This is a genomic window from Haladaptatus sp. AB618 (assembly GCF_024136965.1).
Lineage (GTDB): Archaea > Halobacteriota > Halobacteria > Halobacteriales > Haladaptataceae > Haladaptatus.
This window is the reverse complement of sequence record NZ_JAMYJX010000003.1, coordinates 353918-376293: the sequence shown is the minus strand read 5'-3', so window position 1 is coordinate 376293 and position 22376 is coordinate 353918. Positions and strand designations below refer to the sequence as shown.

General features: G+C 62.3%; 25 protein-coding genes. 10 read left to right on the top strand and 15 right to left on the bottom strand.

The window, feature by feature from the left end; all coding sequences use genetic code 11:
* Nucleotides 1–225 precede the first annotated feature (225 nt).
* On the top strand, nt 226–927 hold the full coding sequence (locus tag NKF26_RS12380) for a ZIP family metal transporter (protein ID WP_253229036.1): 702 nt from the start codon (nt 226–228) through the stop codon (nt 925–927).
* Between the two features lie 73 nt (nt 928–1000).
* On the opposite strand, the gene ndk is transcribed toward NKF26_RS12380, so the two are convergent.
* The 5 genes from ndk to NKF26_RS12355 all read right to left on the bottom strand — a co-directional run bounded on the left by ndk (nt 1001) and on the right by NKF26_RS12355 (nt 2980).
* Complete coding sequence (ndk, locus tag NKF26_RS12375) at nt 1001–1459, bottom strand: nucleoside-diphosphate kinase (RefSeq protein WP_066147870.1); 459 nt, start codon at nt 1457–1459, stop codon at nt 1001–1003.
* Nucleotides 1456–1647 (bottom strand): 50S ribosomal protein L24e, encoded by a 192-nt coding sequence (locus NKF26_RS12370; protein WP_066147867.1) that lies wholly within the window; start codon nt 1645–1647, stop codon nt 1456–1458. Before NKF26_RS12370 ends, ndk begins: the two co-directional genes overlap by 4 nt.
* Complete coding sequence (locus NKF26_RS12365) at nt 1647–1874, bottom strand: 30S ribosomal protein S28e (protein ID WP_007978744.1); 228 nt, start codon at nt 1872–1874, stop codon at nt 1647–1649. Before NKF26_RS12365 ends, NKF26_RS12370 begins: the two co-directional genes overlap by 1 nt.
* Nucleotides 1875–1885: 11 nt before the next feature.
* Entirely contained in the window at nt 1886–2248 is a 363-nt protein-coding gene (rpl7ae, locus tag NKF26_RS12360; RefSeq protein WP_066147863.1) for a 50S ribosomal protein L7Ae, read from the bottom strand.
* Between the two features lie 186 nt (nt 2249–2434).
* The gene (locus NKF26_RS12355) at nt 2435–2980 is read right to left on the bottom strand and encodes a GNAT family N-acetyltransferase (RefSeq protein WP_253234392.1); all 546 of its coding nucleotides are present in this window, start codon (nt 2978–2980) and stop codon (nt 2435–2437) included.
* 143 nt (nt 2981–3123) lie between these two features.
* On the opposite strand from NKF26_RS12355, the gene NKF26_RS12350 reads away from it, so the two are divergent.
* Nucleotides 3124–3975: a heme-copper oxidase subunit III gene (locus tag NKF26_RS12350; RefSeq protein ID WP_253229038.1), complete on the top strand. Its 852-nt coding sequence runs from the start codon at nt 3124–3126 to the stop codon at nt 3973–3975.
* 194 nt (nt 3976–4169) lie between these two features.
* A complete protein-coding gene (gene tmcA / locus NKF26_RS12345; protein ID WP_253234391.1) occupies nt 4170–6419 on the top strand; it encodes a tRNA(Met) cytidine acetyltransferase TmcA in 2250 nt (749 codons plus the stop codon).
* On the opposite strand, the gene NKF26_RS12340 is transcribed toward tmcA, so the two are convergent.
* Together NKF26_RS12340 and NKF26_RS12335 are read right to left on the bottom strand one after the other, a co-directional pair.
* Nucleotides 6416–7093, bottom strand: coding sequence for a helix-turn-helix domain-containing protein (locus NKF26_RS12340; protein WP_253229040.1), 678 nt, complete (start codon nt 7091–7093; stop codon nt 6416–6418). The genes tmcA and NKF26_RS12340 overlap by 4 nt on opposite strands.
* 31 nt (nt 7094–7124) lie before the next feature.
* Entirely contained in the window at nt 7125–7412 is a 288-nt protein-coding gene (locus tag NKF26_RS12335; RefSeq protein WP_253229041.1) for a HalOD1 output domain-containing protein, read from the bottom strand.
* 128 nt (nt 7413–7540) lie between these two features.
* On the opposite strand from NKF26_RS12335, the gene NKF26_RS12330 reads away from it, so the two are divergent.
* Nucleotides 7541–7696, top strand: coding sequence for a hypothetical protein (locus NKF26_RS12330; protein WP_253229042.1), 156 nt, complete (start codon nt 7541–7543; stop codon nt 7694–7696).
* A gap of 31 nt (nt 7697–7727) precedes the next feature.
* On the opposite strand, the gene NKF26_RS12325 is transcribed toward NKF26_RS12330, so the two are convergent.
* Nucleotides 7728–8087, bottom strand: coding sequence for a hypothetical protein (locus NKF26_RS12325; protein WP_253229043.1), 360 nt, complete (start codon nt 8085–8087; stop codon nt 7728–7730).
* Nucleotides 8088–8210: 123 nt separating this feature from the next.
* The gene (locus NKF26_RS12320; protein WP_253229044.1) at nt 8211–9977 is read right to left on the bottom strand and encodes a glutamate--tRNA ligase; all 1767 of its coding nucleotides are present in this window, start codon (nt 9975–9977) and stop codon (nt 8211–8213) included.
* Between the two features lie 633 nt (nt 9978–10610).
* Between NKF26_RS12320 and NKF26_RS12315 the strand changes: the two genes are divergently transcribed.
* Entirely contained in the window at nt 10611–10799 is a 189-nt protein-coding gene (locus NKF26_RS12315; protein ID WP_066147844.1) for a hypothetical protein, read from the top strand.
* Nucleotides 10800–10922: 123 nt separating this feature from the next.
* Here the strand turns inward: NKF26_RS12315 and NKF26_RS12310 are convergent, their stop codons facing one another.
* The 4 genes from NKF26_RS12310 to NKF26_RS12295 all read right to left on the bottom strand — a co-directional run bounded on the left by NKF26_RS12310 (nt 10923) and on the right by NKF26_RS12295 (nt 15865).
* Nucleotides 10923–11978: a geranylfarnesyl diphosphate synthase gene (locus NKF26_RS12310; protein WP_253229045.1), complete on the bottom strand. Its 1056-nt coding sequence runs from the start codon at nt 11976–11978 to the stop codon at nt 10923–10925.
* 1 nt (nt 11979) lies between these two features.
* On the bottom strand, nt 11980–13326 hold the full coding sequence (locus tag NKF26_RS12305; protein WP_253229046.1) for a ribonuclease J: 1347 nt from the start codon (nt 13324–13326) through the stop codon (nt 11980–11982).
* A 637-nt stretch (nt 13327–13963) separates the two neighbouring features.
* Nucleotides 13964–14497 carry a peptide-methionine (S)-S-oxide reductase MsrA gene (msrA, locus tag NKF26_RS12300; protein WP_253229047.1) on the bottom strand — a complete coding sequence of 178 codons (534 nt, stop codon included), beginning with the start codon at nt 14495–14497 and terminating at the stop codon, nt 13964–13966.
* Between the two features lie 135 nt (nt 14498–14632).
* Nucleotides 14633–15865, bottom strand: coding sequence for a polysaccharide deacetylase family protein (locus tag NKF26_RS12295; protein ID WP_253229048.1), 1233 nt, complete (start codon nt 15863–15865; stop codon nt 14633–14635).
* Nucleotides 15866–16086: 221 nt separating this feature from the next.
* On the opposite strand from NKF26_RS12295, the gene NKF26_RS12290 reads away from it, so the two are divergent.
* Nucleotides 16087–17139, top strand: coding sequence for a transcription initiation factor IIB family protein (locus NKF26_RS12290; protein ID WP_253229049.1), 1053 nt, complete (start codon nt 16087–16089; stop codon nt 17137–17139).
* A gap of 112 nt (nt 17140–17251) precedes the next feature.
* Here the strand turns inward: NKF26_RS12290 and NKF26_RS12285 are convergent, their stop codons facing one another.
* Together NKF26_RS12285 and NKF26_RS24110 are read right to left on the bottom strand one after the other, a co-directional pair.
* Nucleotides 17252–18724 (bottom strand): Hvo_1808 family surface protein, encoded by a 1473-nt coding sequence (locus NKF26_RS12285; RefSeq protein WP_253229050.1) that lies wholly within the window; start codon nt 18722–18724, stop codon nt 17252–17254.
* A 102-nt stretch (nt 18725–18826) separates the two neighbouring features.
* Nucleotides 18827–18961 carry a hypothetical protein gene (locus NKF26_RS24110; protein WP_256487025.1) on the bottom strand — a complete coding sequence of 45 codons (135 nt, stop codon included), beginning with the start codon at nt 18959–18961 and terminating at the stop codon, nt 18827–18829.
* A gap of 127 nt (nt 18962–19088) precedes the next feature.
* Between NKF26_RS24110 and NKF26_RS24375 the strand changes: the two genes are divergently transcribed.
* From NKF26_RS24375 to NKF26_RS12265, 4 genes are read left to right on the top strand one after another with little or no spacing between them, the layout of a single operon-like run.
* The gene (locus NKF26_RS24375) at nt 19089–20030 is read left to right on the top strand and encodes a DUF4129 domain-containing protein (RefSeq protein ID WP_253229051.1); all 942 of its coding nucleotides are present in this window, start codon (nt 19089–19091) and stop codon (nt 20028–20030) included.
* On the top strand, nt 20027–20596 hold the full coding sequence (locus NKF26_RS12275) for a hypothetical protein (RefSeq protein ID WP_253229052.1): 570 nt from the start codon (nt 20027–20029) through the stop codon (nt 20594–20596). Before NKF26_RS24375 ends, NKF26_RS12275 begins: the two co-directional genes overlap by 4 nt.
* Nucleotides 20593–21867 (top strand): DUF58 domain-containing protein, encoded by a 1275-nt coding sequence (locus NKF26_RS12270; protein ID WP_253229053.1) that lies wholly within the window; start codon nt 20593–20595, stop codon nt 21865–21867. The genes NKF26_RS12275 and NKF26_RS12270 overlap by 4 nt, the downstream gene beginning before the upstream one ends.
* Nucleotides 21864–22376, top strand: a complete 513-nt coding sequence (locus NKF26_RS12265) for a hypothetical protein (RefSeq protein ID WP_253229054.1) — start codon at nt 21864–21866, stop codon at nt 22374–22376. Before NKF26_RS12270 ends, NKF26_RS12265 begins: the two co-directional genes overlap by 4 nt.

The window sequence follows — 22376 nt, the reverse complement described above, 5'->3', positions numbered from 1 at the left end:
TCACGCCCAGAATCGCACGGCACTCCGAACATTTCCAGACGGTTACGGTGCTAAGCTTCGCGTCCGTGTCGCTCTCCACGATTTCGATCAGGCCTCGCCACAGGCGATGCAGTGACCGATACCACGAAACTGCCGAATTCGGTCACCTACTTTGCGGCCTTCGGCGTCGCTTAACCAACCCGAACTGCCACAACTGCTAACAGTTATCCTCGCGAACCAGACGACGTGTTCTTTCCGACATCGCTCGTCGTCGGCGTGCTCGCTTCCAGCGCGCTGGTGATGGGTAGTTCACTCGGCACGTTCTGGACGCCGTCGGACGACGTGGTGGCGGCCGCGTTGGCCTTCTCCAGCGGCGCGCTCATCACCGCGTTGACCTTCGATTTGTTCGAAGAGGCGTTCAACATGGGCGGCCCGTGGTACGCCGGAGCGGGGTTGATGGCCGGTGCGGCGGTGTTCGTCGGTGCCGATATGCTCATCGACCGCTACGCGTCGAGCCAGTCCGGGTTCGCCCTGCTGGCCGGTGTCACCCTCGACGGCGTGCCCGAGAACACCGCCCTCGGCGTCACCATCGGCGGCGCGGGACACGTCCACTATCTCACCCTGCTGGTCGCCATCTTCGCCTCGAACTTTCCCGAATCGCTCAACGGTGCGACGGACATGCAGGGTCAGGACTATTCGAGGAAGGACATCATAGGCCTCTGGGTGCTCGTCGCCGGACTGCTGACCGCCGCCGTCGTTATCGGAAGCGTCGTCTCGGCCGGATTCGGGGACAAACTGCTCTCCTTCGTTCGGGCGTTCGCCGGAGGTGCGGTGCTCGCGTCGCTCGCCGTGACCGTCATCCCCGAGGCGTTCGACGAGGGCGGTCCGCTCGTCGCGATTGCAACGGCGGCCGGGTTCCTCCTGACGTTCGTTCTGACGAGCGGGTAGCGTCCGAGCGAAATGGCCGTCGCTCATCGACTAACTTCCAGAAAATGAATTCGTAATCTGCAACGTCAGTGGCTTATTCGTACAGCCACTCGGCGTCGACTTGCTCGTAATCGACCAGTTCCTCTTCGTCGAAGAACAGGCCGATTTCGCGCTCGTTTGCGCCCTCGTCCTCGTGGTCCGAACCGTGGATCACGTTTCGGCCGAGGTCGAGACCGAAGTCGCCACGGATGGTGCCCGGGGCGGATTCGGCTGGGTCGGTTTCGCCCATCATGCGGCGAACCTGTCGTGTTGCGTCTTGCCCTTCCCAGACCATCGCGAAGACCGGGCCGGACGTGATGAACTCGACGAGGCCGTCGAAGAACGGCTTGCCCTCGTGTTCACCGTAGTGGTCGTGGGCGAGTTCCTCGCTGATCTGCATGAACTTGCCGCCGACCATCTTCAGTCCGCGGTCCTCGAACCGGGAGACGATTTCCCCGATGAGACCGCGCTGAACGCCGTCGGGCTTGACCATCACGAAGGTTCGTTCGCTCATTCGTTACCACTCTCTGCTTGGCCGGCCTCGGTCCATTCGAGGTCGCGCGGTTCGCGCCCGAGGTCGGCGTTCTTCTCGCACTTCGCGGAGCAGTAGTGGATGGTCGTTCCGTCTACGCGGACGAACATCGTTCCCGTGCCGGGTTCGATGTCGTTTCCGCAGTAATCACACTCGCGTGTCTGTGGCATTATTGTCCTCCGATGGAGTCTGCCTCACGTGCGGTCTCTCGCAACTGGAGCACGTCGCCCTCTCGGACCGGCCCGAGACAGTTGCGAGTGATGATTCGCCCTTGGTTGCTACCTTCACGGATGCGGCACTTGACCTGCATGGCCTCGCCGTGCATCCCCGTCTTACCGACGATTTCGATGACCTCGGCGGAGGTGGAATCCTCCTGTCCGGTCTCTTCAGCACTCATCGTCTACCACCTCACCGAAGTTCCTCGACCTTCGAGGCGATGTCGTCCACGTCGTCGCTGGCTTCGCCAGCGTCAACGATGGCGGCGGCGGCGCTGCCGACTTCGAGTCCGGCCGCGTGACCGACATCGTCCTGCGTCTCGACGAAGATGAAGGAGATTCCCTTCTCGTCGGCGAGTTCGGGCAGGTGCATGACGATTTCCTCCGGCGTCACGTCTTCCGCGACGTAGATGAGGTCGGCGTTGCCGCGCTCGACTGCCTTGGTCGTCTCGTTCGTTCCTTTCTTTACACTTCCTGTGTCCCGTGCGACTTCGAGCGCGTCGAGCGCTCGGTCCTGCAAGTCAGCTGGGACGTCGTAATTGACGTATACTGGCATAGGTTGTTCACCTCTCCTACGCGCTGGCTCAGGCTCCCCTGCCGGATGAGTCCTGTACGGCTAGGAGCATCATCAACCCCGCGTAGGTTGTACCCTCCAGTAGAGTATGCCCCCATAAAAACGCTTTCAAATCCATGACGGGGTGCCACGGTGGCGCACACGCTCCTATCGGGCGATTTCGGAGGATTATTCATGGGACTCGAAACCGCCGTCCCACTCCTCGCGGAGCAGGCCGTAAACGAAGGTATCGTGGTACCCCCCACGCCAAAACGTGTGGTCACGAAGTCGGCCCTCCCGCTGGAATCCCAATCGCTCCACGAGTCCCTGTGACCCGTCGTTGAAATCCCCGATTCGAGCGAACACGCGATGGAGTCCTCTGGTGCCGAAGGCGTACCGGAGGAGCAGCGAAACGGCTTCCGTCGCGTAGCCCTCGCCCTGCCAGTCGGAATCGAGCCAGTAGGCAATCTCGCCGTGGTCGCGCTCGACGCGGAACAGGTTCGCCTCGCCGATCGGTTCACCGTCCACACAGACGAGGAAGTTCGAATCGCCGTTGTCCGCCGAAATCGTGTTCTCGAAGAACTCCTCGGTCTGCTCGTGGTTGTACGGTCGGACGAACCCGAGCGACGTTCGGATGGCCGGATCAGTTCGAGCGCGCTGGATGAAGTCGACGTCCTCCCGTTCGGTCGTCCTGAGTTCGACTCGTTCACCGGAGCAGAAGATGGGGCCAGGCATGCTCGTACCGAAACGGACGAATGACAAAAACGTTTCAATTCACCGTTCGACTGGGCAATTTCCCGGTCGAAACGTTTCCGACGAATCCGAACACCTGTTTTGTGCGTTCGACCCGTACGTCGGTTCATGAGTGGGGGCCGGTCATGAGCACCGAAACGGTGGCCGACGAGGAGGAACAGCACTTTTCAGCGCCCGAGGATTGGCCGAAGGATTTCGGCGAAGCCTCGTGGTGGCCGTTCATCGGCGCCCTGGGTATCGTCAGCCTGTACGTCGGCGCCGGGTTGTACGTCCTGAGCCACGGCGGAAACAGCTACGTTCCGACGTTCGTCAGCCCTGTCCTGTTCGTCTTGGGGACGATGGTCTTCCTCACCGGACTGTACGGGTGGTTGTATCACGGGTTCGTGGACCAGTACTGGAAACATGACGGTTCTGGGGGGACGAAACTCCGCTGGGGGATGACCCTGTTCCTCGGGACCGAAGTGGCGACGTTCGGCGCGGGATTCGTCTACTACTTCTTCATCCGCGTCGGGACGTGGCCGCCGGCCGGAGGCATTCCGGACGTACTGAGTGCACTCGTCCTCGTCAACACGGTCATCCTCGTCGCCAGCAGCGGGACGCTCCACTACGCGCATATGTCGCTACTCCGTGGGCATCGACAGCGATTCATCGCCTTCCTCGGGTTGACCGTTCTCCTGGGAGTGGTCTTCATCGGCGGGCAGATTTACGAGTACATGCTGTTCATCACGCACGAGGGATTCACCATCACGTCAGGCGTTTTCGGGAGCGCCTTCTTCGGCCTGACCGGCTTACACGGCCTCCACGTCACGCTGGGTATCGTCCTCATGAGCGTCCTGTTCATCCGCGCACTGTACGGCCAGTTCTCGGAGGAACGGGACACCTCGGTGACGACCGTCACGATGTACTGGCACTTCGTGGACGCCGTCTGGATCCTGCTCGTCGTTGCACTGTACGCCGGATCGTCGCTTGCAGGGTAGCCGACGGAAAGTAATTTTCAATGACATAACCCAGAAAGCATATACGTGAAGCCATGGACATTCTATCCGGCGAGGTCCCCGCGCACGAAATGCGAGCGGGTTGACGCCATCACGTAAACCCCACCTCGCCGCGACTCCTGTCTTTTCCTCCACCAAAGAGAAACATCCTTGCGGCGAACCGACCAAACACGGACGTGAACGTCTCGTCACTGGTGGCCGCGCTCCGCAACGAAGCCCGCGAGTCGAACGAGCGGCGACTCCTCGTCCTCGCCGGGGACCGCGAGGAGGGCTACGAAATCGCTCAGGATGCCCTCGCCGCCGCAAAAATCCCCGAGGGGAAAACCTCACAGGTCGCCCCTCGAAGCGTGCTCGACTGCGAACGAGTGAGCCAGAACCGGGCCGGGAACCTCCTCGGAACGACCCACGAGGCGGTCGTCTTCGACGCTCACGACGAACTTCGACCGAACGCGCTCGGGAGGGTCGTCGGCGCGGTGGACGGCGGCGGCCTCTTCGTGTTGCTCACACCGCCGCTGGACTCGTGGGCGACCCGCCGGGACGACTTCGACGCGACGCTCGCGGTCCCGCCGTACTCCGTCGATGACGTGAGCGGGAACTTCCGACGACGGTTCGTCTCCCTGCTTCGTGCCCACCGTGGAATCGCCATCGTGGACGTGGATTCCGAATCCGTCGAGGACGACGGACTGACGGATCCCGCGCCGCGATTGGCCGACCGTGAAACCGAACGGACGTTCTCGGGCGAGGACGAAATCTTCCCCGCGGCCGCCATCGAATCCTGTCTCACCGACGATCAAGCTTCGGCCGTCCACGCCTTCGACGCGCTTTCAGAACCCGACAACGCGGTCGTCGTCGAAGCCGACAGGGGCCGTGGAAAGTCGAGCGCCGCGGGAATCGCCGCCGGGTGCTTCGCCGCGGACGGCGAGGACGTGCTCGTGACGGCCCGAAGCTATCGGAGCGCCCGCGAGGTTTTCGTCCGCGCGGCCGCGCTGCTCGACACGGTAGGCGAACTCGCCGACACGGACCACGACCCGCCGACCAAAATCACGACGAAGGAGGGCGGAAGCGTTCGATTCGAAAAGCCGACGGAGGCGGTTTCGGTCGACGCCGATATCGTGTTCGTGGACGAGGCCGCCGCGCTCCCGGTACGGATGCTGGAGCGGTTCCTGTCGTTCCCGCGAGTTGCGTTCACGACGACGATTCACGGCTACGAGGGTGCCGGACGTGGCTTCTCGGTACGCTTCCGCACCCGACTCGAAGGGAGCGGCCACGACGTGACCGACGTGAGTCTGGTCGAACCGATCCGGTACGCGCCCGGCGATCCGATCGAGGTGTGGTCGTTTCGTGCGCTCGCGCTCGACGCACGACCCGCCGTGGACCCGCTCGTCATCGACGCGACCCCCGACACGGCGGAGTATCGAACGATCGATGCGGACGACCTGCTCGCCGACGAGAACCTGCTCCGGGAGACGTTCGGCCTGCTCGTGCTCGCCCATTATCGGACGGAACCCGCCGACCTCGCCCGACTGTTGGACGCGCCGAACGTCGCGGTTCGGGCGCTCTGCTGGAACGACCACGTCGTCAGCGTGGCGTTGTTGGCTCGCGAAGGGAACCTTCCGACGGACGTGCGCGAACACATGTACGACGGCGGTCGGGTGAAGGGCAACATGCTCCCCGACGTGCTGACGACGCAACTCCGCGACTTCGACGCCGGAATCCCCACCGGAATGCGAATCATGCGAATCGCAACCCACCACGCCGTGCGCTCGTCCGGATTGGGGTCCCGTCTGCTCGCCGAGGTTCGCCGGGAGTTCTCGGACCTCGATTGGCTCGGCACGGGGTTCGGCGCAACCCCCGAACTGCTGCGGTTCTGGCGCGAAAACGGCTATCGAACCGTCCAACTCTCGACCACGCGCAACGACGCCAGCGGCGAGTACTCCGCGCTCATGTTCGACCCGATCTCCTCCACGGGAAGGGACCTGTACGACCGTCACGCCCGTCGGTTCGCCGGACGGATCGCTTCGGTGCTTTCGGACGCCCTCGACGACATGGACCCCGACGTCGTCCGCGAATCGCTGCTGGCGACCGATACCGAAATTTCGCTCTCCTCGCTCACCGACTGGGAGTGGCGGCTGGTCGCCGCGAGCGCCTACGGCCCGGGGCAGTTCGACCACGGCCCCGCCCCGTTCCGGAAACTGGTCGTGAAACAGCTCGCCGACCCGGCGGCCCCGGACCTGCTTTCGCCGCGTCAGGAGCGGCTACTGGTTCGGAAGGTACTCCAAGCCCATCGCTGGTCCGCCGTTGCGGACGAACTCGGCTTTCACTCCCCCGGCGAAGCGATGCGGGCGCTGGGCGCGTCGTTCCAGCCGTTGGTCGATACCTACGGAAACGAGGCCGCACTGGCGGAGAAGGCGCGATATTCGGATTAATCGAGCCGGTCGTCCGCGATTTCGTTCGGTCCCGTCGTGAGGATGTGACGGCTCACGGTCCGGTGAGCGCGTCGGAGCCGTTTCGACAGGGCCTGTTGGCTGATGTCGAGTTCCTCGGCCAACTCGCTCAGGTTCGTTTCTCGTGGTACCTCGAAGTAACCCGAATCGAGCGCGGAGTTCAGCGCCGTCCGCTGTTTCGACGTGAGGAGGAACTGACCATCGACCGTCGGCGTCTCCGGCGTGTGTAACCGCTTCAACTCGACGCTGACGTCGTGATGGCTCAAGTCTGACTGGAGTTTCGAGATGTGGTCGCGGTGTTCGAACCGCATCTGGAAATCCCACCCTTGTTTTGCGGCGGTGCCGGTGAGGATGACGGGGTCGCTCTCCAGCACGTCCTCGACCGTTTCCCGGGTCTCGTCCGACCACTCGATACGGAAGAGTGACCCGTAGGGGATTTCGGTGAGCTTCGTCACCGAAACCGTCGTCGGATCGTCACGGAGTTCCCGCTCCACCGTGGTCGTCGTCCCCCCACACGCCCAGAGATAGGGGAGGAACCGACTCGCGGGGTGTGCGACCATCCGTTCGATTTCGACGGCCATGTTCGGGATCGCAGCGAAAGCCTGCGAGAGTGCGAACTCTTCGGTAGGAATCGTGAATTCTGCAATGACGCTCATTTTGTTCCAGTCCCCGTAGCGCATTCTGGCATCAAACGTCCGCCTCGATGATGATGATGCGAACGTTACTCAGCACGACCACTTCACACCCATGATAAGTAAACTTAACTCGCCCCGAAGTTCGCATCTTTCCCCGATGGCTGTCCGCGAACAACTCGTTGAGCGCGTCCGCGTTCACCGTCTCATACAGCGGCGGTAGACGATGTATCTCGGTGTTCGTCGTCGCCGCGACGGCGGTGACTACCCCCTCCGTGACGGTTTCACCGGCGTCGATTTCGTACACGAAATCGGCACCTTCCTCCAACTCAGCAGCGTCCATAGGGAATGGAGTTTCGCAGCGTCCCTGAAACGCGGGGTTATTCTTGAAACCCTTTTATATTAACTCCGCCGCCGTATCCACGGTTCGATCAGTACAGCCATGTGATTCCGATCCGTTGTATTCAGCCGATGAACTGTGCCGAAAACGACTGTGAAAACGAAGCGGCGGTCCGACTCCACATCCCGTGGGCTGACAACCGACTCGTCTGTACGAGTCACGCAAGGGTGCTGGCGCAGCAGGACGGTGTCGTCGCGGAACCGCTTGCGGACGTGGACTGGGAGTGAGACGCGAACTCGTCCCCGATCGATGTGCGGACTACGATGTGGTGGATCGATAGTAATCGCGCTGGCTGAACAGATACAGTACCAGTACGACGCCGACCAGTGCATTCGAGAGGTTTCCCGTTTCCCCTGCCACGACGAGCGAGAATCGCCACAGTGTACTTCCCCCCAGTACGACCATCGCAATCCATAACCCGGTCCGGTTCCCCGCGTATAGGAGGTACGCGAGTAACAGCAGTCCGACGATGATGGGGACCGCTATCACTTCCAGTACCGGACTCCCCCTCGAAAGCATCCACGCCAGCATCCAGAAGAACGCGTACAACAGCAACAACAGACAGAGAAGGCTGATTCCGAGCGGCGTCCGTTTTTCTTCCCCCGCCTCTTCTGTCACTATTCAACGATTTTTGTAGCAGACGATATAGTTGTCGGTGCCCGTAGTCGTCCGGGGACGACCGAAATCCGAGTACCGGTCGGAGTTCCTCGACAAACAGAGGAACGACGGGGTTCCGCCGAGTTACTCGTGCGCGAAGTAGGTCACCGTCTCGTCGCCGTCCTCACTGTCTCGCGGCTCTGCCGCTCGACTTTCCGTGGCGCTTCGCGCCACGCTGTCCACTCGCACGAACCCGACGCGCTCGAACTGGACGATGTCGTCCACGTCGGTTTCGGCGAAGTCGGGTTCCGCGACGCCTTCCACGTCGCCGTCCATCGTTCGCATGCGGACCGGGACGTTCGCCTCGGCGGGGACCCAGTGAATCACGTCCACGCCCTCATCGCGGACGGCGCTGATGTCGTCGCCCGTGTACTGGAACGCGTCGCGGGTGTGTTGGAAACAGCCTAATCCCTTCAGCCAGACACGCTCGCCGTGGTCAGGGATGTCGTCGGCTTCGATGAGAACGGCCTCGCCCGCCGGGATGTGGCGCGTTCCCCTGTCCTCGTGGTCGGGGTGAACCGCCGGTTCCGCGGCCTCGGGGTAGTCGCCGATGAGCGGGTATTCGACGCCCTCGCGGACGAAGAAGAAGCGCGGCGCGTCGTCGTCCACCAACTCGCGGTTGTTGGCGTAGATGGTGCTCATCGCCAAATCGACGTTGCTCGTGGAGGTGCCGAGTCCGACCATCGCCTCGCGGATGGCCTCGCCGCGGATGCCTCGGCGACGGACGCTCTGAAGGGTGGGGGCACGTGGGTCATCCCAGCCGTCGAGTTCTCCCTTCTCGATGAGTTCCTTGATGGTCGAGGTGGACATCTTCACGTCGTACTCGTCCACCTGCACGTGACCCCAGTGGATGGTTTCGGGGTACTCCCAGTCGAAGTAGTCGTAGACGAACTGCTGGCGTTTCGCCGAATCCTGCAGGTCGATACCGCGGATGATGTGGGTCATGCCCGTCAGATGGTCGTCGACGCCGGACTGGAAGTCGAGCATGGGCCAGCAGCGGTAGTCGGCGGCCTCGGGGCGGGGGTGCGGCGTATCGATGATGCGGAACGCCACCCAGTCGCGCAGGGCGGGGTTCTTGTGCTCGATGTCCGTCTTCACGCGGAGCACCATCTCGCCGGACGAATACTCGCCCGCGATCATGTCCTCGAATTCTGCCATCGTCGTCTCGATGTCCTTGTCGCGGTGCGGGCACGCCTCCGCGTCGTTCTTCAGGTTCGAGAACTCCTCGCCGGAACAGGAGCAGGTGTACGCGCCGCCCTTCTCGATGAGGTCGCGGGCGTGGTCGTAGTAGGTTTCGAGGCGGTCGCTGGCCTTGATGACCTCGTCCGGTTCGAAACCGAGGTAGTCGATGTCCGAAAGAATCGCGTCGTAGGCCGACAAGTCCGGGCGCTTCGTCTCCGGGTCGGTGTCGTCGAAACGCACCAACATCTCGCCGTCGTAGAGGTCCTTGTACGTCCCGATGACGGCGGGCATCCGTCCGTGACCGATGTGCCACGGGCCGTTCGGGTTCGGCGCACAGCGCATCCGAATTTCATCGTACTCCTCCGCGTTCGGCAGGTCGGAGAGCACTTGGTCGTCCTCCTCGTCCTCGGCGTCCAGTTCCTCGACGAGTTCGGCGTCCAGTTCTTCCAGTCGGTCGCGGCGCTCGTCGCCGTCCAGTTGGTTCACCTGTGCGACGACCTTCCCCGCGATGCCCGGCACTTCGCTCCCGTGCTCGCGGAAGTCCGGATTCTCCCCCATCAGCGACCCCATGATAGCACCGACATCCGCGTCGCTGTCGTGTTTCAGCGCGTTGAACAGCGCGTGCTTCTCCGCCTCCGTCTCGATCTCCGTCCGTAACTCATCGTCCATTATCCGACGATTTGAGGGTCAGGGTGAAAAACCTCGCTTTTCGGCACAGTGATGGATGCCTTCGAGTCAGGCGTTCGATGGATAGTAGCCTACCGAATCGGACATAACATGAACCCTGAGTTTGAAAAACGGTATTTCGGATTAATGACTTTGAAAACTAGTTAGAAATTCTAGATTCCATGGATAATGGCGAATATCCTTCCAAACGTTCAAAAATCCGCGCGAACAGCTAGTATTTCTTGCGTGTTTGTATCTCGCTACTACGCACAATGTCGATGAATACCGTTCGGTTCCGTTCGGCGTAAAATCGGAACAGAGCGGTCGGGTCTCATTTTTCGCGTCATAGATTGATTACAAACCTGACGGCAGTAGTGTGGAATGGATCGGAACGCAGGCGACCTAAACCGGGTCAACGGTCGGATGGCTTGAAATACAAACCGGCCGCAGCGAGTTTACGAGCGGTCGGACGCCGCTCGTGGAGAAAACATGAAACGGACACTACAGACGCTGTTGACGCTTGCTGTTGTCGCTACGATGGTCGCTAGTCTTGGAGTCGGTTCCGCCGCAGCGACCAGCAAGTTTCCAGGATGCAATAAGCACACGAAGCACAAAAATCCGCATTGCGGAAATCAGGTGACGAAGAAAACGACCGACAACAGCCAGAAGATAACTGACGGGGACGACAGCAACACAGTCTCTGACAGCCACGTCATCATCGCAGGCAACGGGAACGGTCCCGGCGACGACACCGTCTCGGACAACGGTATCGACCAGGACAACACGAACGCCAACGCTGGCGGTGATGTAAACGTCGATTCGTAAGAGACGCTGCTAGGCACCCACCAACACTCGAATTCACGGCTCTTTTTTGCGGTCTGAACGAGTAGTTCTCGGCCTTGGCTGTGTCGATGGGGACTGAAAAAATGGGAAGGTTGCTTCCAAACCTCAGTAGCCGCGTTCGATGAGGTAGTCGGCGATCTGTTCGAGCAGGAAGCGCGATTCGTTGTCCGGGAGCACGCCTAGGTGGTCCTTGCCGCGTTGGACGAGTTCCTGTGCCTTTTCCGTGGCGTAGTCGATACTTCCGGCGGCTTCGAGTCGCTTGACGGCGGCGTCGATTTCGGCTTCCGTCACGTCGCCGACCGTCTCGGTTTCGACCAACGAGTCCACGTCCACGCCCTGATTGCGGGCGTGGAGCGTGATGATGGTCTGTTTGTTCTCGACGAGGTCGCTTCCTCGTTGCTTGCCGAGTTTCTCGCTCGGGACGGTCAGGTCGAGGACGTCGTCCTGAATCTGGAACGCCCGTCCGACGTCGATACCGTACTGGTACAACGCTTCGGTGGTTTCCTCGTCCGCACCGAGAAGCACGGCGGGAACTTTCGCCGCCGCGCCGTAGAGGACGGCCGTCTTGTTTTCGATCATTTCGAGATACTCGTCCGGAAGGACGTCCGGCCGTTCCTCGAAGGACACGTCGAGTGCCTGCCCTTCGCAAATCTTCGTGCAGGTGGACGCGAGTACGTCGAGTGCGGTAACACAGCGCTCCGGTGTGGCTCCCGTCTCCAGCATGATTTCGAACGCCTTCGAATAGAGCGTATCACCGGCCAGAATCGCGGTCTCGGTGTCGTACGCGCGGTGAACCGATGGCACGCCGCGACGAAGGTCGTCGTCGTCCATGATGTCGTCGTGGATGAGCGTGAACGATTGGATGACCTCGATGCTTACCGCCGCGGCCATCACGTCCACCTCACTCCCGTCGAGTGCCGGGAACTTCCGATAGGCTTCCGACATGGGTTCGACGTCCGCCAGCGCGTCCGCGACGAGCAAGAGGACCGTCGGTCGGAGACGTTTCCCGCCCGCGTCGAGCAGGTACCGGGACGCCTCGTAGAGGCGCTCCGGTTCGATTATCGGAAGCTCCTCCTCGATCGCGGCGTTGACGAGTTCGCGGCGCTGCCCCACCGTCTCGGTGACGAGTTCTTCGCGTGATTCCGTACTCGCGTCTGTCATTTCACTCCACCAGCTGAATGAGGTTACCGTTCCGCGTTACGTGAAGGTCACGACCGAGACGGTAGCCTTGTGACTCACAGAGGTCCACGTACGGCGCGAAGCCTTTCATGTCCTGGTGAGCCGGGATGACGTGTTGTGGTTGCAGTGCGTCGAGCATCTGGTAGTGGCCTTCCTCTCGAAGGTGGCCGGAAACGTGGACGTCGTCGTAGATGCGTGCACCCTGCATCTTCAACAGACGCTCGGACTGGTAGCGCTGGCCTTCGTTCGTCGGCTCCGGAATGACGCGAGCCGAGAAGACGACTTTGTCGCCGTCTTCCAGCTGATACGGCGTCTCGCCGCGACCCATACGGGTCAACATCGCGCGTGGCTCGCCCTGGTGGCCGGTCACGATTGGGAGGTAGTTCTCCTTGCCCTCCTTCATGATGCGTTTGAACGTCCGGTCCACGGATTTCCGGTGGCCGAACATGCCGACTTCCTCGGGGAAGTCGACGAAGTTCAGGCGTTCCGCGGTGCCCGAATACTTCTCCATCGAGCGGCCGAGCAGGACCGGCGTCCGACCGATGTCCTGTGCGAACTCGACGAGGCTGGTCACGCGGGCGATGTGGCTGGAGAACGTCGTCGCCACGATACCGCCGTCGTAGTCCTCGATGCTGTACAGGACGTCTTTGAGGTGTCGGCGAGCGACGGATTCGCTCGGGGTTCGACCCTTACGTCCCGCGTTCGTACAGTCCTCGATGTACGCGAGGACGCCCGGCCCTTCGCGGCCGATCTCGCGGAAGCGCTTCATGTCGATGGGGTCGCCGAGAACCGGCGTGTGGTCCATGCGCTTGTCGAGGCCGTACACGATGGCACCCTCCGGGGTGTGAACCACGGGGTTGATCGCGTCGATGATGGAGTGAGTGACGTTGACGAATTCGAGTTCGACCTCGTCGCTCAACTGCATCGTCTCGCCCGCGCTCATCTTCATGAGGTCGTTTTCGACCCCGAACTTCTCCTCGCCCTGGATCTGCTGTTTCACCAGTTCGATGGTGAACGGGGAGGCGACGATGGGCGCGTTGTATCGGTGCGCCAGTTTGCTGATCGCGCCGATGTGGTCCAAGTGACCGTGTGTCGGAACGATGGCTTTCACGTCGCCTTCCAGATCGGACATGACGCGGTCGTCCGGGATCGCGCCCATGTCGATGAGGTCGAGGCTGTGGAGTTTCTCTGTTTCGACGTTATCGTGAAGCAGCACCTTCGACAGGTTCAGACCCATGTCGAAGATGACGACATCGTCGCCCGCGCGGACGGCAGTCATCTGCCGTCCGACTTCTTCGTAGCCGCCAATTGTTGCGATTTCGATTTCCATAGTTTGCTTTCCTCAAGCATTGAAACGTCACACGGCGTGACGGTTGCGTTGCTCACTGAAATCCTCGCGGGGCCGCGAGCGTCAGACCCCGGCGTCTTACAGCACGTCGGTCTGGCACTCGCGCGCAGCGGGATGCCGCACACCCGCGAGTTGCCCAGTCTGCTCCCACCTACGTCCCGGGGTAATAAAAACTGCCGGGATTGTGTCTCTCGCGGGGAGAGTTTCGGAGGGACGACAGTTGATTTCAAAAACGTACTCATTTCACGAAATATATTCTAGCTAGAACCTTCCCGCTGTGTTCGAGTTTCTACCTGACAGCAATCTAGTTTTAGTCCCACCTAAAAACCGGAATTGCTAAATAGTTTAGGTCGGGCTAAAATTATAGCCTTCGCGCTCCAGTAGCTCCTGGGATGACGACCGAAACGCGCCGTACTCCGGGACAACGGGCGTGGACTTTCGGAAGGTCCTCTCGGGAGGTTCTCTCGGGAGGTTCTCTCGGTGGGACGATGGCGGCAAAATCAACACGTCCGTTCGTAGCGAACGACGAACCTGAAGTCGGTAGCGAAGGTTTTCGCGGTCGGTATCGAAGACCGCATTCCTCGAAGAACGGATTCTCGGCCAACTTCTGACGCGGCGCTTACTGTTTCGCCTTCTCTGCGAACTTCTCCCGAACCTTGCGAATCTTGGGTTGGGCGTTCATCGTGCAGTAGGCGTCGTTGGGGTTGTTCTCGTAGTAGTCCTGATGGTAGCTATCCGCCTCGTAGAACGCGTCGAGGGGTTCGACCTCGGTGACGATGGGGTCGTCGAACGCGCCCTCGGATTCGAGTCCGTCGATGTACGCCTCGGCGACGTCCTTCTGTTCGTCGTCGTGATAGTAGATCGCGGAGCGATACTGGCTCCCCACGTCCGGACCCTGTCGGTTGAGCGTCGTGGGGTCGTGGATGGTGAAGAACACCTGCAGGAGTTCGTCGTAGCCGACCACGTCGGGGTCGTACTCCAGTTGGACGACCTCGGCGTGGCCGGTGTCGCCGGAGCAGACGGCTTCGTAGGTCGGGTTCTCGACGTGTCCGCCGGCGTAGCCCGACGTGACCGACTGCACGCCGTCGAGTTCCTTGTAGGCCGCTTCGAGACACCAGAAACAACCGCCTGCGAGTGTCGCTTTCTCGGTCATACCTCCAATTGGTGCGCGAGGCGTTAAGAGTCTGCGGTGGCGGTCAGCCTTTCGGGGAGATCGAGTTCGTACCGGACGGGACGAACCGACTCACGCGCTGTGATTTGAACGAAATGAACGAACGATTCGTCACGATTATCCGTCGAGCAGGTCGGAGGCGGTGATGACGTCCACGTCCTTTCCCTGGACGTATTGGGCCAGCGATTCGAGGTCGGACTCGCTGATTTCGCCGCCGTCGCCGATGGCGTGGAACAGCGGGACGACGAGTTGGCCGTACTCGGCGGCGTAGTCCACGTACCGCTTCGTCACGTCGAGGTCCTTACCGTTGACGCGCGAGACGATGGCGTCCCCGTTCTCGAACGGCATGGCGTTCGGACAACCGCCGAAGCTGTAGATGGAGTCGTAGTATTTTCGCGCGAGGTCGAACGTGTTCGGGCCGACCTGGTTCTTCGGGACGAGCAAGTGGCGTGCGCCGTCGTCGAACCCGTGTGATTGGAGGTACTCCTGCGTGCGCTTCAGCAACGCCGCCTGATCGTCCGGCGAGTATTCGGGGAAGGAATGAGCCTGCACGTCCGGGTGGGCGGCCATGTCCCATCCGCCGTCCGCCATCTCGGACAGTTGGTCCGTCGTCAGGCGGCCGTCGTGGCCGATGCTTTCGGGGATGACGGCCTCTACCCCGGCAAAGTCGTACTTCTGCAGGATTTCGAACGCGCGATAGTGGGTCGCGTGGCTGTCGTCGAACGTGAACATCACCGCCCCCTTGTCGGGTCGTGAGGCCGTTCGGAGGTCGTCAACGAACAGTTCGATGGGGTCTCGGGCGTTGGTGTCGACCGGCCGCCCGACGATTCGGAGTTCGGATACGGACGAGAGGTCCGGGGTCCCCGCCACGCCGGTGACACCGAAGTTGACGCGCACCCAGCGGTCGCTCGGGCCGACCAGCGTCCGCTTGAGTTGGACGGCGTTGTCGCCGTCGGGGGCGACCAGTTCGATGAGAATTTTGGCGAAGTCGTAGTTTTCGACCTTGACAGCCATCGAGAAATTCGTCCCGCGGAGGTCGGTCCCCGACAGCGTTCGGGAAATACAGCCCGCCTTCGTAGCGTCGCTTCCGACCATGTGGGCACATTGGGACCCACGGTACGGGTCGTCGGTCGATTTCGACAGGGTTCCCTGTCCGGAAACCGCCTGCCATCCGCTCAGTTTCTCGAAGTCGCTCGCGGCCGGAACCGGCGGTCCAGTAGCTGCTTTCGGTCGTGAATTCCGGCCGGTCCCGTTCATCGGGAGTTGTGATTTATCCACGATAGAAGAACAGCCAGCAAGACCGATGGCACCGGCGGTAGCCAAGAACGTCCGTCGCGTCTGTCGCGTCATCTCTATCTCCTCGAAAACGGGCGGTACATATTCTTATGATCAATTTAATCTGGATGTCAATTGTTGCCATATAAAACTGATTTTCGTACATGAATCTACGACTATATCCGAAGGCTTGCAATATAAAGCAACACATTTATATACTTTCGTCGCTTACATTGGGTTAGCGAGCCCTCCTCGCCAGCGATTTATTCCGAGGATCGGTTCCATTTCCTTCCACCATGACGAGTACGAAAATCAATCGGAACGACCAGCAGCCCGCAGCGAACATCGAACGAAAGCGGACGGGGAAACATAGGCCCGAACGAGAGGAACAGCGGACGGACGAGCAGACGCGAGAGCCGGAGGTGTGCCCCGAATGTGGCGGCAACCTCATTACCGACTCCGAGCACGCCGAGACCGTCTGTAGCGAGTGTGGCCTCGTCGTCCAGACCGACGGTATCGACCACGGTCCCGAGTGGCGGGCCTTCGACGCGAGCGAACGCGATTCGAAGTCCCGCGTCGGCATGCCGACGACGAAGATGATGCACGACAAGGGATTGTCGAGCAACATCGGGTGGCAGAACAAGGACGCCTACGGACGGTCACTGAGTCCACGCCAGCGCGAGAAGATGCAACGCCTTCGAACGTGGGACGAGCGCTTCCGCACCCGCGACAGCAAGGAGCGTAACCTCAAACAGGCGCTCGGCGAAATCGACCGGATGGCGAGCGCGCTCGGCCTCCCGGACAACGTCCGCGAGATGGCCAGCGTCATCTACCGCCGTGCGCTGAACGAGGACCTCCTCCCGGGACGCTCCATCGAAGGTGTCGCAACCGCGTCGCTGTACGCGGCGGCCCGCCAGAGCGGCATCCCGCGGACGATGGACGAATTAACGACCGTCAGCCGGATCGACGGCATGGAGTTCAAGCGCACCTACCGCTACATCGTTCGTGAACTCAACCTCGGCGTCCAACCCGCAGACCCCGAGCAGTACCTCTCGCGGTTCGAAAGCGAGTTCGATCTCACGCCCGCGACGAAGCGCCGCGCCCACGACCTGCTCAAGACGGCGAAAGAGACGGGTGCGACGAGCGGCAAATCGCCCGTCGGCCTCGCGGCCGCCGCGCTGTACGCCGCCGCGCTCCTCGAAGGTGAAAATCTCACGCAGGACGCGGTCAGTGAGGTGTCGGACGTGAGCACCGTTACGATTCGCAACCGCTACCACGACCTGTTGACCATGGCCGACGAGACGGACGCGCTCCCGACGAGCGTCTCCACCGACGAGGCGACCGCATAATCGTATTTTTCCTTCGGTGACCGACGACCGTGAGAGACATCTCTCCGTAGCACACGGCGAACCAGCGACAAAATCGGGGACGTTTCCCTCTCATCCATCTCCGAATAACTCGTCAACGAACCCGTGAGAGCCGCATCTTCCGTTTTGCTTTCGACTCCGGCCGAACGTCCGACAGCGCGCCGACCGTCGGGGCGTTGACTATCGTCACGGTTCGTCCGTGTCGGTCGATTCGGAAGGCGTCGGCGAACGGTCCCTTCGGAATTCGCCACGTGCTCGGGCCGACGCGTCTCGCGTTTTTCCCGCGGAGCAACTCGCGGTACGCCCGCACGAACTGGGTGGCGTCGCGCTCGGTTTCCCACTTCGTCCGCCAGACGTACCCGCGCTGTTTCCCCTTGTGGTACGGCCAGAGTCGGTCGTTCGCCCACCCATCCGAGGGGGGACTGGAGTAATCGAACAGGTCGTACTCCCCGTGATCCGCGTTCTGGAACCGCTGCCAGTGAATGATCGGATTGCCGTCGGCCCGACCCTGATACCAGAACATGGTGTAGATGCCCGCCTCGCCGACCGTCTGTGAGCCGTTTGTACCGTGTTTTCCGTACAGCTTCCACCCGTTTCGCGCCTGTTCGCCGAGGTGAAGCGGGGGCGGTGATCCGGTTCGTTTTCCCGGATGGATGACCGCCTTCGACGAGTTCGGCGGATGTCGATACTGCTCGTTCACCGCCGACCAACCGCCCGAATCGAACTTCGACGCGACGTACGCCGGACCGTCCGAGTAGGGTTGAATGAGCGCGACCTGCATGGCGAGGTTGTACGGCGGGAGTTTTCCGCCGCTGTACGGCGTCCGCTTTCGTGCGATGTGTACCTTTCCGACGCACTGCCACGACTTGTCACAGCGGTTCGCGTAGCGCTTTTCGACGTAGGTCGCTTCGCCCTCCGTCAGGCCATCGTGCCCGCGTCGCTCGTCCATCGAATTCGATTGGAGTTGTGGCGATGACAGCCTCTTGTGTTGATCCTGCATCGCGTGCGTGAGTTCGTGGATCAGCGTCGCGTTGTCGATCCTCCCCTTCCCGTTCGAGATGACGTAGACGCGGTTCTTCCCCGGGAGATAAAACCCGGCGACGCGGTCCTGCATGAGCGTGGTCTGCTGACGAGCGGCGTCGGCCTGCTCGCCCGTGACGAACAACCCCTCCCAGATCTGATTCTCCCACGCACGCTCCGACGGCGTGTTGCTGTTCGCCGCCTGCTGCCGGACGAGCGTTCGATACTCCTTCCGGGGCAACGCCTCGACCGTCACCGGATGGGTGAACTCCTCATTTCGGATGAACTCGACGCGGGCCATCGCCCGTGCGACGTACCGCTTTTTTTCGGCCTTCGACAACCCGTCCCGCTGGTTCACGTCGATGCTCTCGTTGTACCAGTAGCCGTGTTCCCAGCCGATAACGTCGGAACTCGGGTCCGGCGGGTGGTTTCCGGCGCGTTTCGCATGTCCACCCCCACCACTCCCGCTACCTCCACCGGCCAGCACGCCACTCACCGGCGCGATACAGACGAGCAGAACGACGACGACCACCCCCACAAATCGCATACCGATGACACGAGCGGGGGCGGCATAACGGTTGGCCGTTGTGTGTGAGTCCGTCTCCCGTCGATTTTGTCCGCGTCGTCGTGAACGATTAGCGAGGTCGGTTCAGGGATAGTCGAACTGCTGGCGGCCGACGCGAACTCGCCCGACGCGTTCGTGTGACCACTCGAACAACTCTTCGTCGCGGTGCCCCCGCTTCGTCACGGCACCGCCGGAGAAACGGGACGATGTCGTCGCCACGTTCACCCCGTAGAGGGTGTTTCAAGCGCATCCGAGCGGATCGGTGGCCATATTTCTTGTCTTCCACGGCGCTATTTCCCCGAGAGCAGACAGAAAACCTAAGTTATCAATCCAGCTACTTGGTACCGTGGAACGAGATACCGCCCGCGTCGTCGTCATCGCCCTCCTCTGTATTCTCGCCATCGCGTTCGCCGCCGCAACCCTGAACTCCGCCGTGGAGGACGGGTCCGGAACCGGTCTCGGCGGTGGCCCCGGCGGCATCGGAAGCAGTCAAACGAACGGATCGAGTCCACCGATGTCGAACGGTGGCGGGAAGATGGGAACACCGCTCAGGCTTCCGTGCTATCCCGTCCTCGATTCGACCGCGGCCATCCTCGCCATGATCGTCGCGTTCCTGCTACTCGCGGCGCTCGCCTACCGGAAGGCCGGCGGTCTCGGTGTCCTCGCGGTCGTCGGACCGGTCGGTGTTCCCTTCTTGTTCATCCACGCGTTGTTGACGGCGTGTGTCACACCCGACGGCGGCGGGATTCTCGGCGGGGCGATAAACACGAGCGACATCTCGTTGCCGAAGGGCGGCACCGGCGGACTCGGCAACGGTGCGAACGGCATGGCGACGCCGTCCCTCATCATGTTCGTCGTCCTCGGCGTCGCGCTCCTCGGAGCCGTCGTCCTGCTCGTTCGGAGTTCGAGCGGGAACGAGGATACGGGGCCGGACGCCGGAAACGTGGAGGAGAACCAACCCGACATCGCTGCGGTGGGTCGTGCGGCCGGTGAGGCTGCCGACCGGATCGAATCGGAATCGGGCGTCGAGAACGAGGTGTATCGGGCGTGGCGCGAGATGACCGAGTATCTGAACGTGCCATCGCCACACTCCAGCACGCCGGGCGAGTTCGCGTCGGCCGCCGTGGCCGCCGGGATGGACCCCGAGGACGTGGACGAACTGACGAGCGTCTTCGAGGAGGTTCGATACGGAGGGTACGACGCCAGTGAGGACCACGAACGGCGGGCGATAGATGCGCTCCGTCGTATCGAGCGAGCGTACGCGGACGACGAGGAGGGTGGCGAATGAAACGCAGAACGGTCGTCACCGTCGTCGGTCTCCTCGCCGTCGGCTGGGGGCTCGCGGTCGCCGTCGCGCCCGGGCTGGCGACGATGTTTCCCCTTCAGGAGGTGTTCGTGAAAGTCGTCGGAGTGCTGGCGTTCGTCCAAGGGCTTCGCGTGATCCAACAGCGGAGACGGACCGACGTGGAGGGCGCGGACACGGGTGACCCGGAGACGAACGTGACGTTGCCGACGCCCGGCCAGGAGTTCGACGAACTGCTCCGGACCGTCCACTCCGGCCACCGAAAACGTCTCATCCGGTCGCGAAAGGAACTCCGGCAACGCCTCGAACGTTCGCTCGTCGCAGCAATCACCAGGCGGGACGGTTGTTCGGTCGACGAGGCGCGGACCCAAATCGAGACGGGAAGGTGGACGGACGACCCGGAAGCCGCCGCGTTCCTCGGCGGACCGTCCGCTCCCCGCCGCTCGTGGCGTGAGTGGCTGCGTCGGTCGCTCGGCAGCGAGACCGCGTTCCAACACCGTGCGAGGAAGACGGCCGATGCCGTCGCCCGGTACGTGGAGGAAAGCCAATGAACGTCATCCGTGAGACCAACCGATGGCACGGCGTCAGCGCGATGGTGTTGCTCGCCGCCGGAGTCGGGATATTCACCGAGAGTCCGGTCACGCTCCTCATCGGCGTCGTCGGCGTCGCGTTCGCGGCGTACGCCCGGACCGCCACGCCGCCATCGACGGCGTTCGAACTGACCCGAGTCGTCCGCGACCCGACACCCGCGCCGGGCGACGAAACCGAGGTCGAAGTGACCGTGGAGAACGTCGGCGACAGGACCGCACCGGACCTCCGGGTCATCGACGGCGTTCCGGACGGACTTCGCGTGACGGGCGGGTCGCCCAGGATCGGAACCGCGCTTCGCCCCGGCAAGCGCGCGGTGTTCACCTACACCGTCGAGGCGGTCCGAGGCGACCACGAGTTCGACCCAGCACAGGCCCTCGCCCGGGACTTCAGCGGGGCGCTCGAACGGGAGTTCGAACTCGAAGACGAGACGAAGATTTCGTGTACGTCACAACTCGAATCGACCGCCGAGGACGTACCGTTACGTGAACAGACGATTCGCCACGTCGGTCAAGTGACGACCCGTGAAGGCGGCACTGGCATCGAATTCTTCGCCACGCGCGAGTATCGACCCGGTGACCCGCTCTCGCGCATCGACTGGAAGCGAAAGGCCCGCACGGGGGAACTGACGACCGTCGAGTTCCGCGAGGAGCGGACGGCGACCGTCGTCCTGCTCGTGGACGTGCGAAAACAGGCGTACCTGACGAGCGACCACGAGGACCCCGGCGCGGTCGAACACTCGATTCGTGCCGCGGGCGACGCGTTCAGCGCGCTCCTCGACAACGGCGACAGGGTCGGAATCGCCGCGCTCGGCCCGGAGGACGCGTGGCTCGCCCCCGCAACGGGGGAAACCCACCGCGTCGAAGCGCGGGAACTGCTCTCGCACGCCAGCGCGTTCGCTCGGACGCCGTCGGACGAGACGTTTTACTCGACGATGTCGCTGCGCTGGCTTCAGCGACGACTGCCGAGCGACGCACAGGTGGTGTTTTTCTCCCCGCTCTGTGACGACTTCGCGCCGAAAATCGCACGGCGACTCGACGCTATCGGCCACGCCGTCACCGTCGTCAGCCCGGACCCGACGACGGACGTGTCGGTCGGGGAACGACTCGCGCAGGTGGAACGAAGACAACGGCTCCAGTCGATCCGCGCCAGCGGCATCCGGGCCGTGGACTGGGACACGGACGAGTTGCTTGGCGTTACGCTGGCGAAGATGAACAGGCGGTGGGCACGATGAGCGGGAGCGCTTCGGAAACCATCGACCGCTCCCCGGCGCGGGTGAGTCAACTGCTTTCGGTCATCGCCGCGTCCGTCGCGCTCGGGGCGGGTGCGCTCTTCGGCGGCATCGGTGCACTCTTCGGCTTGTTCGGCCTGCTGTTCGTGGCCATCGGCGTCGTTCGCGGGTCGCGCCGCCTCGTCACGACCGGCGGGTTCGTCCTCCTCGCCGGAATTCTGGCCGGGAGCCTCGTTGCGGCACCGCCGGAACTCCTGATTCCCGGCGCGATAGCGACGGTCCTCGCGTGGGATTTCGGCGAACAGGCCATCAACGTCGGCGAGCAACTGGGCCGCGAGGCGGACACGCAGACGCTCGAAATCATGCACGCCGCATCGAGCACCATCGTCGGCGTCGCCGCCGGTGCGCTCGGCTACGGCGTGTATCTGGCTGGCGGTGGCGGCAAACCCGTGACAGCGCTGGTGTTCCTGCTGATCGCGATGCTGGCGCTCACGTCGGCGCTGCGGGCGTGA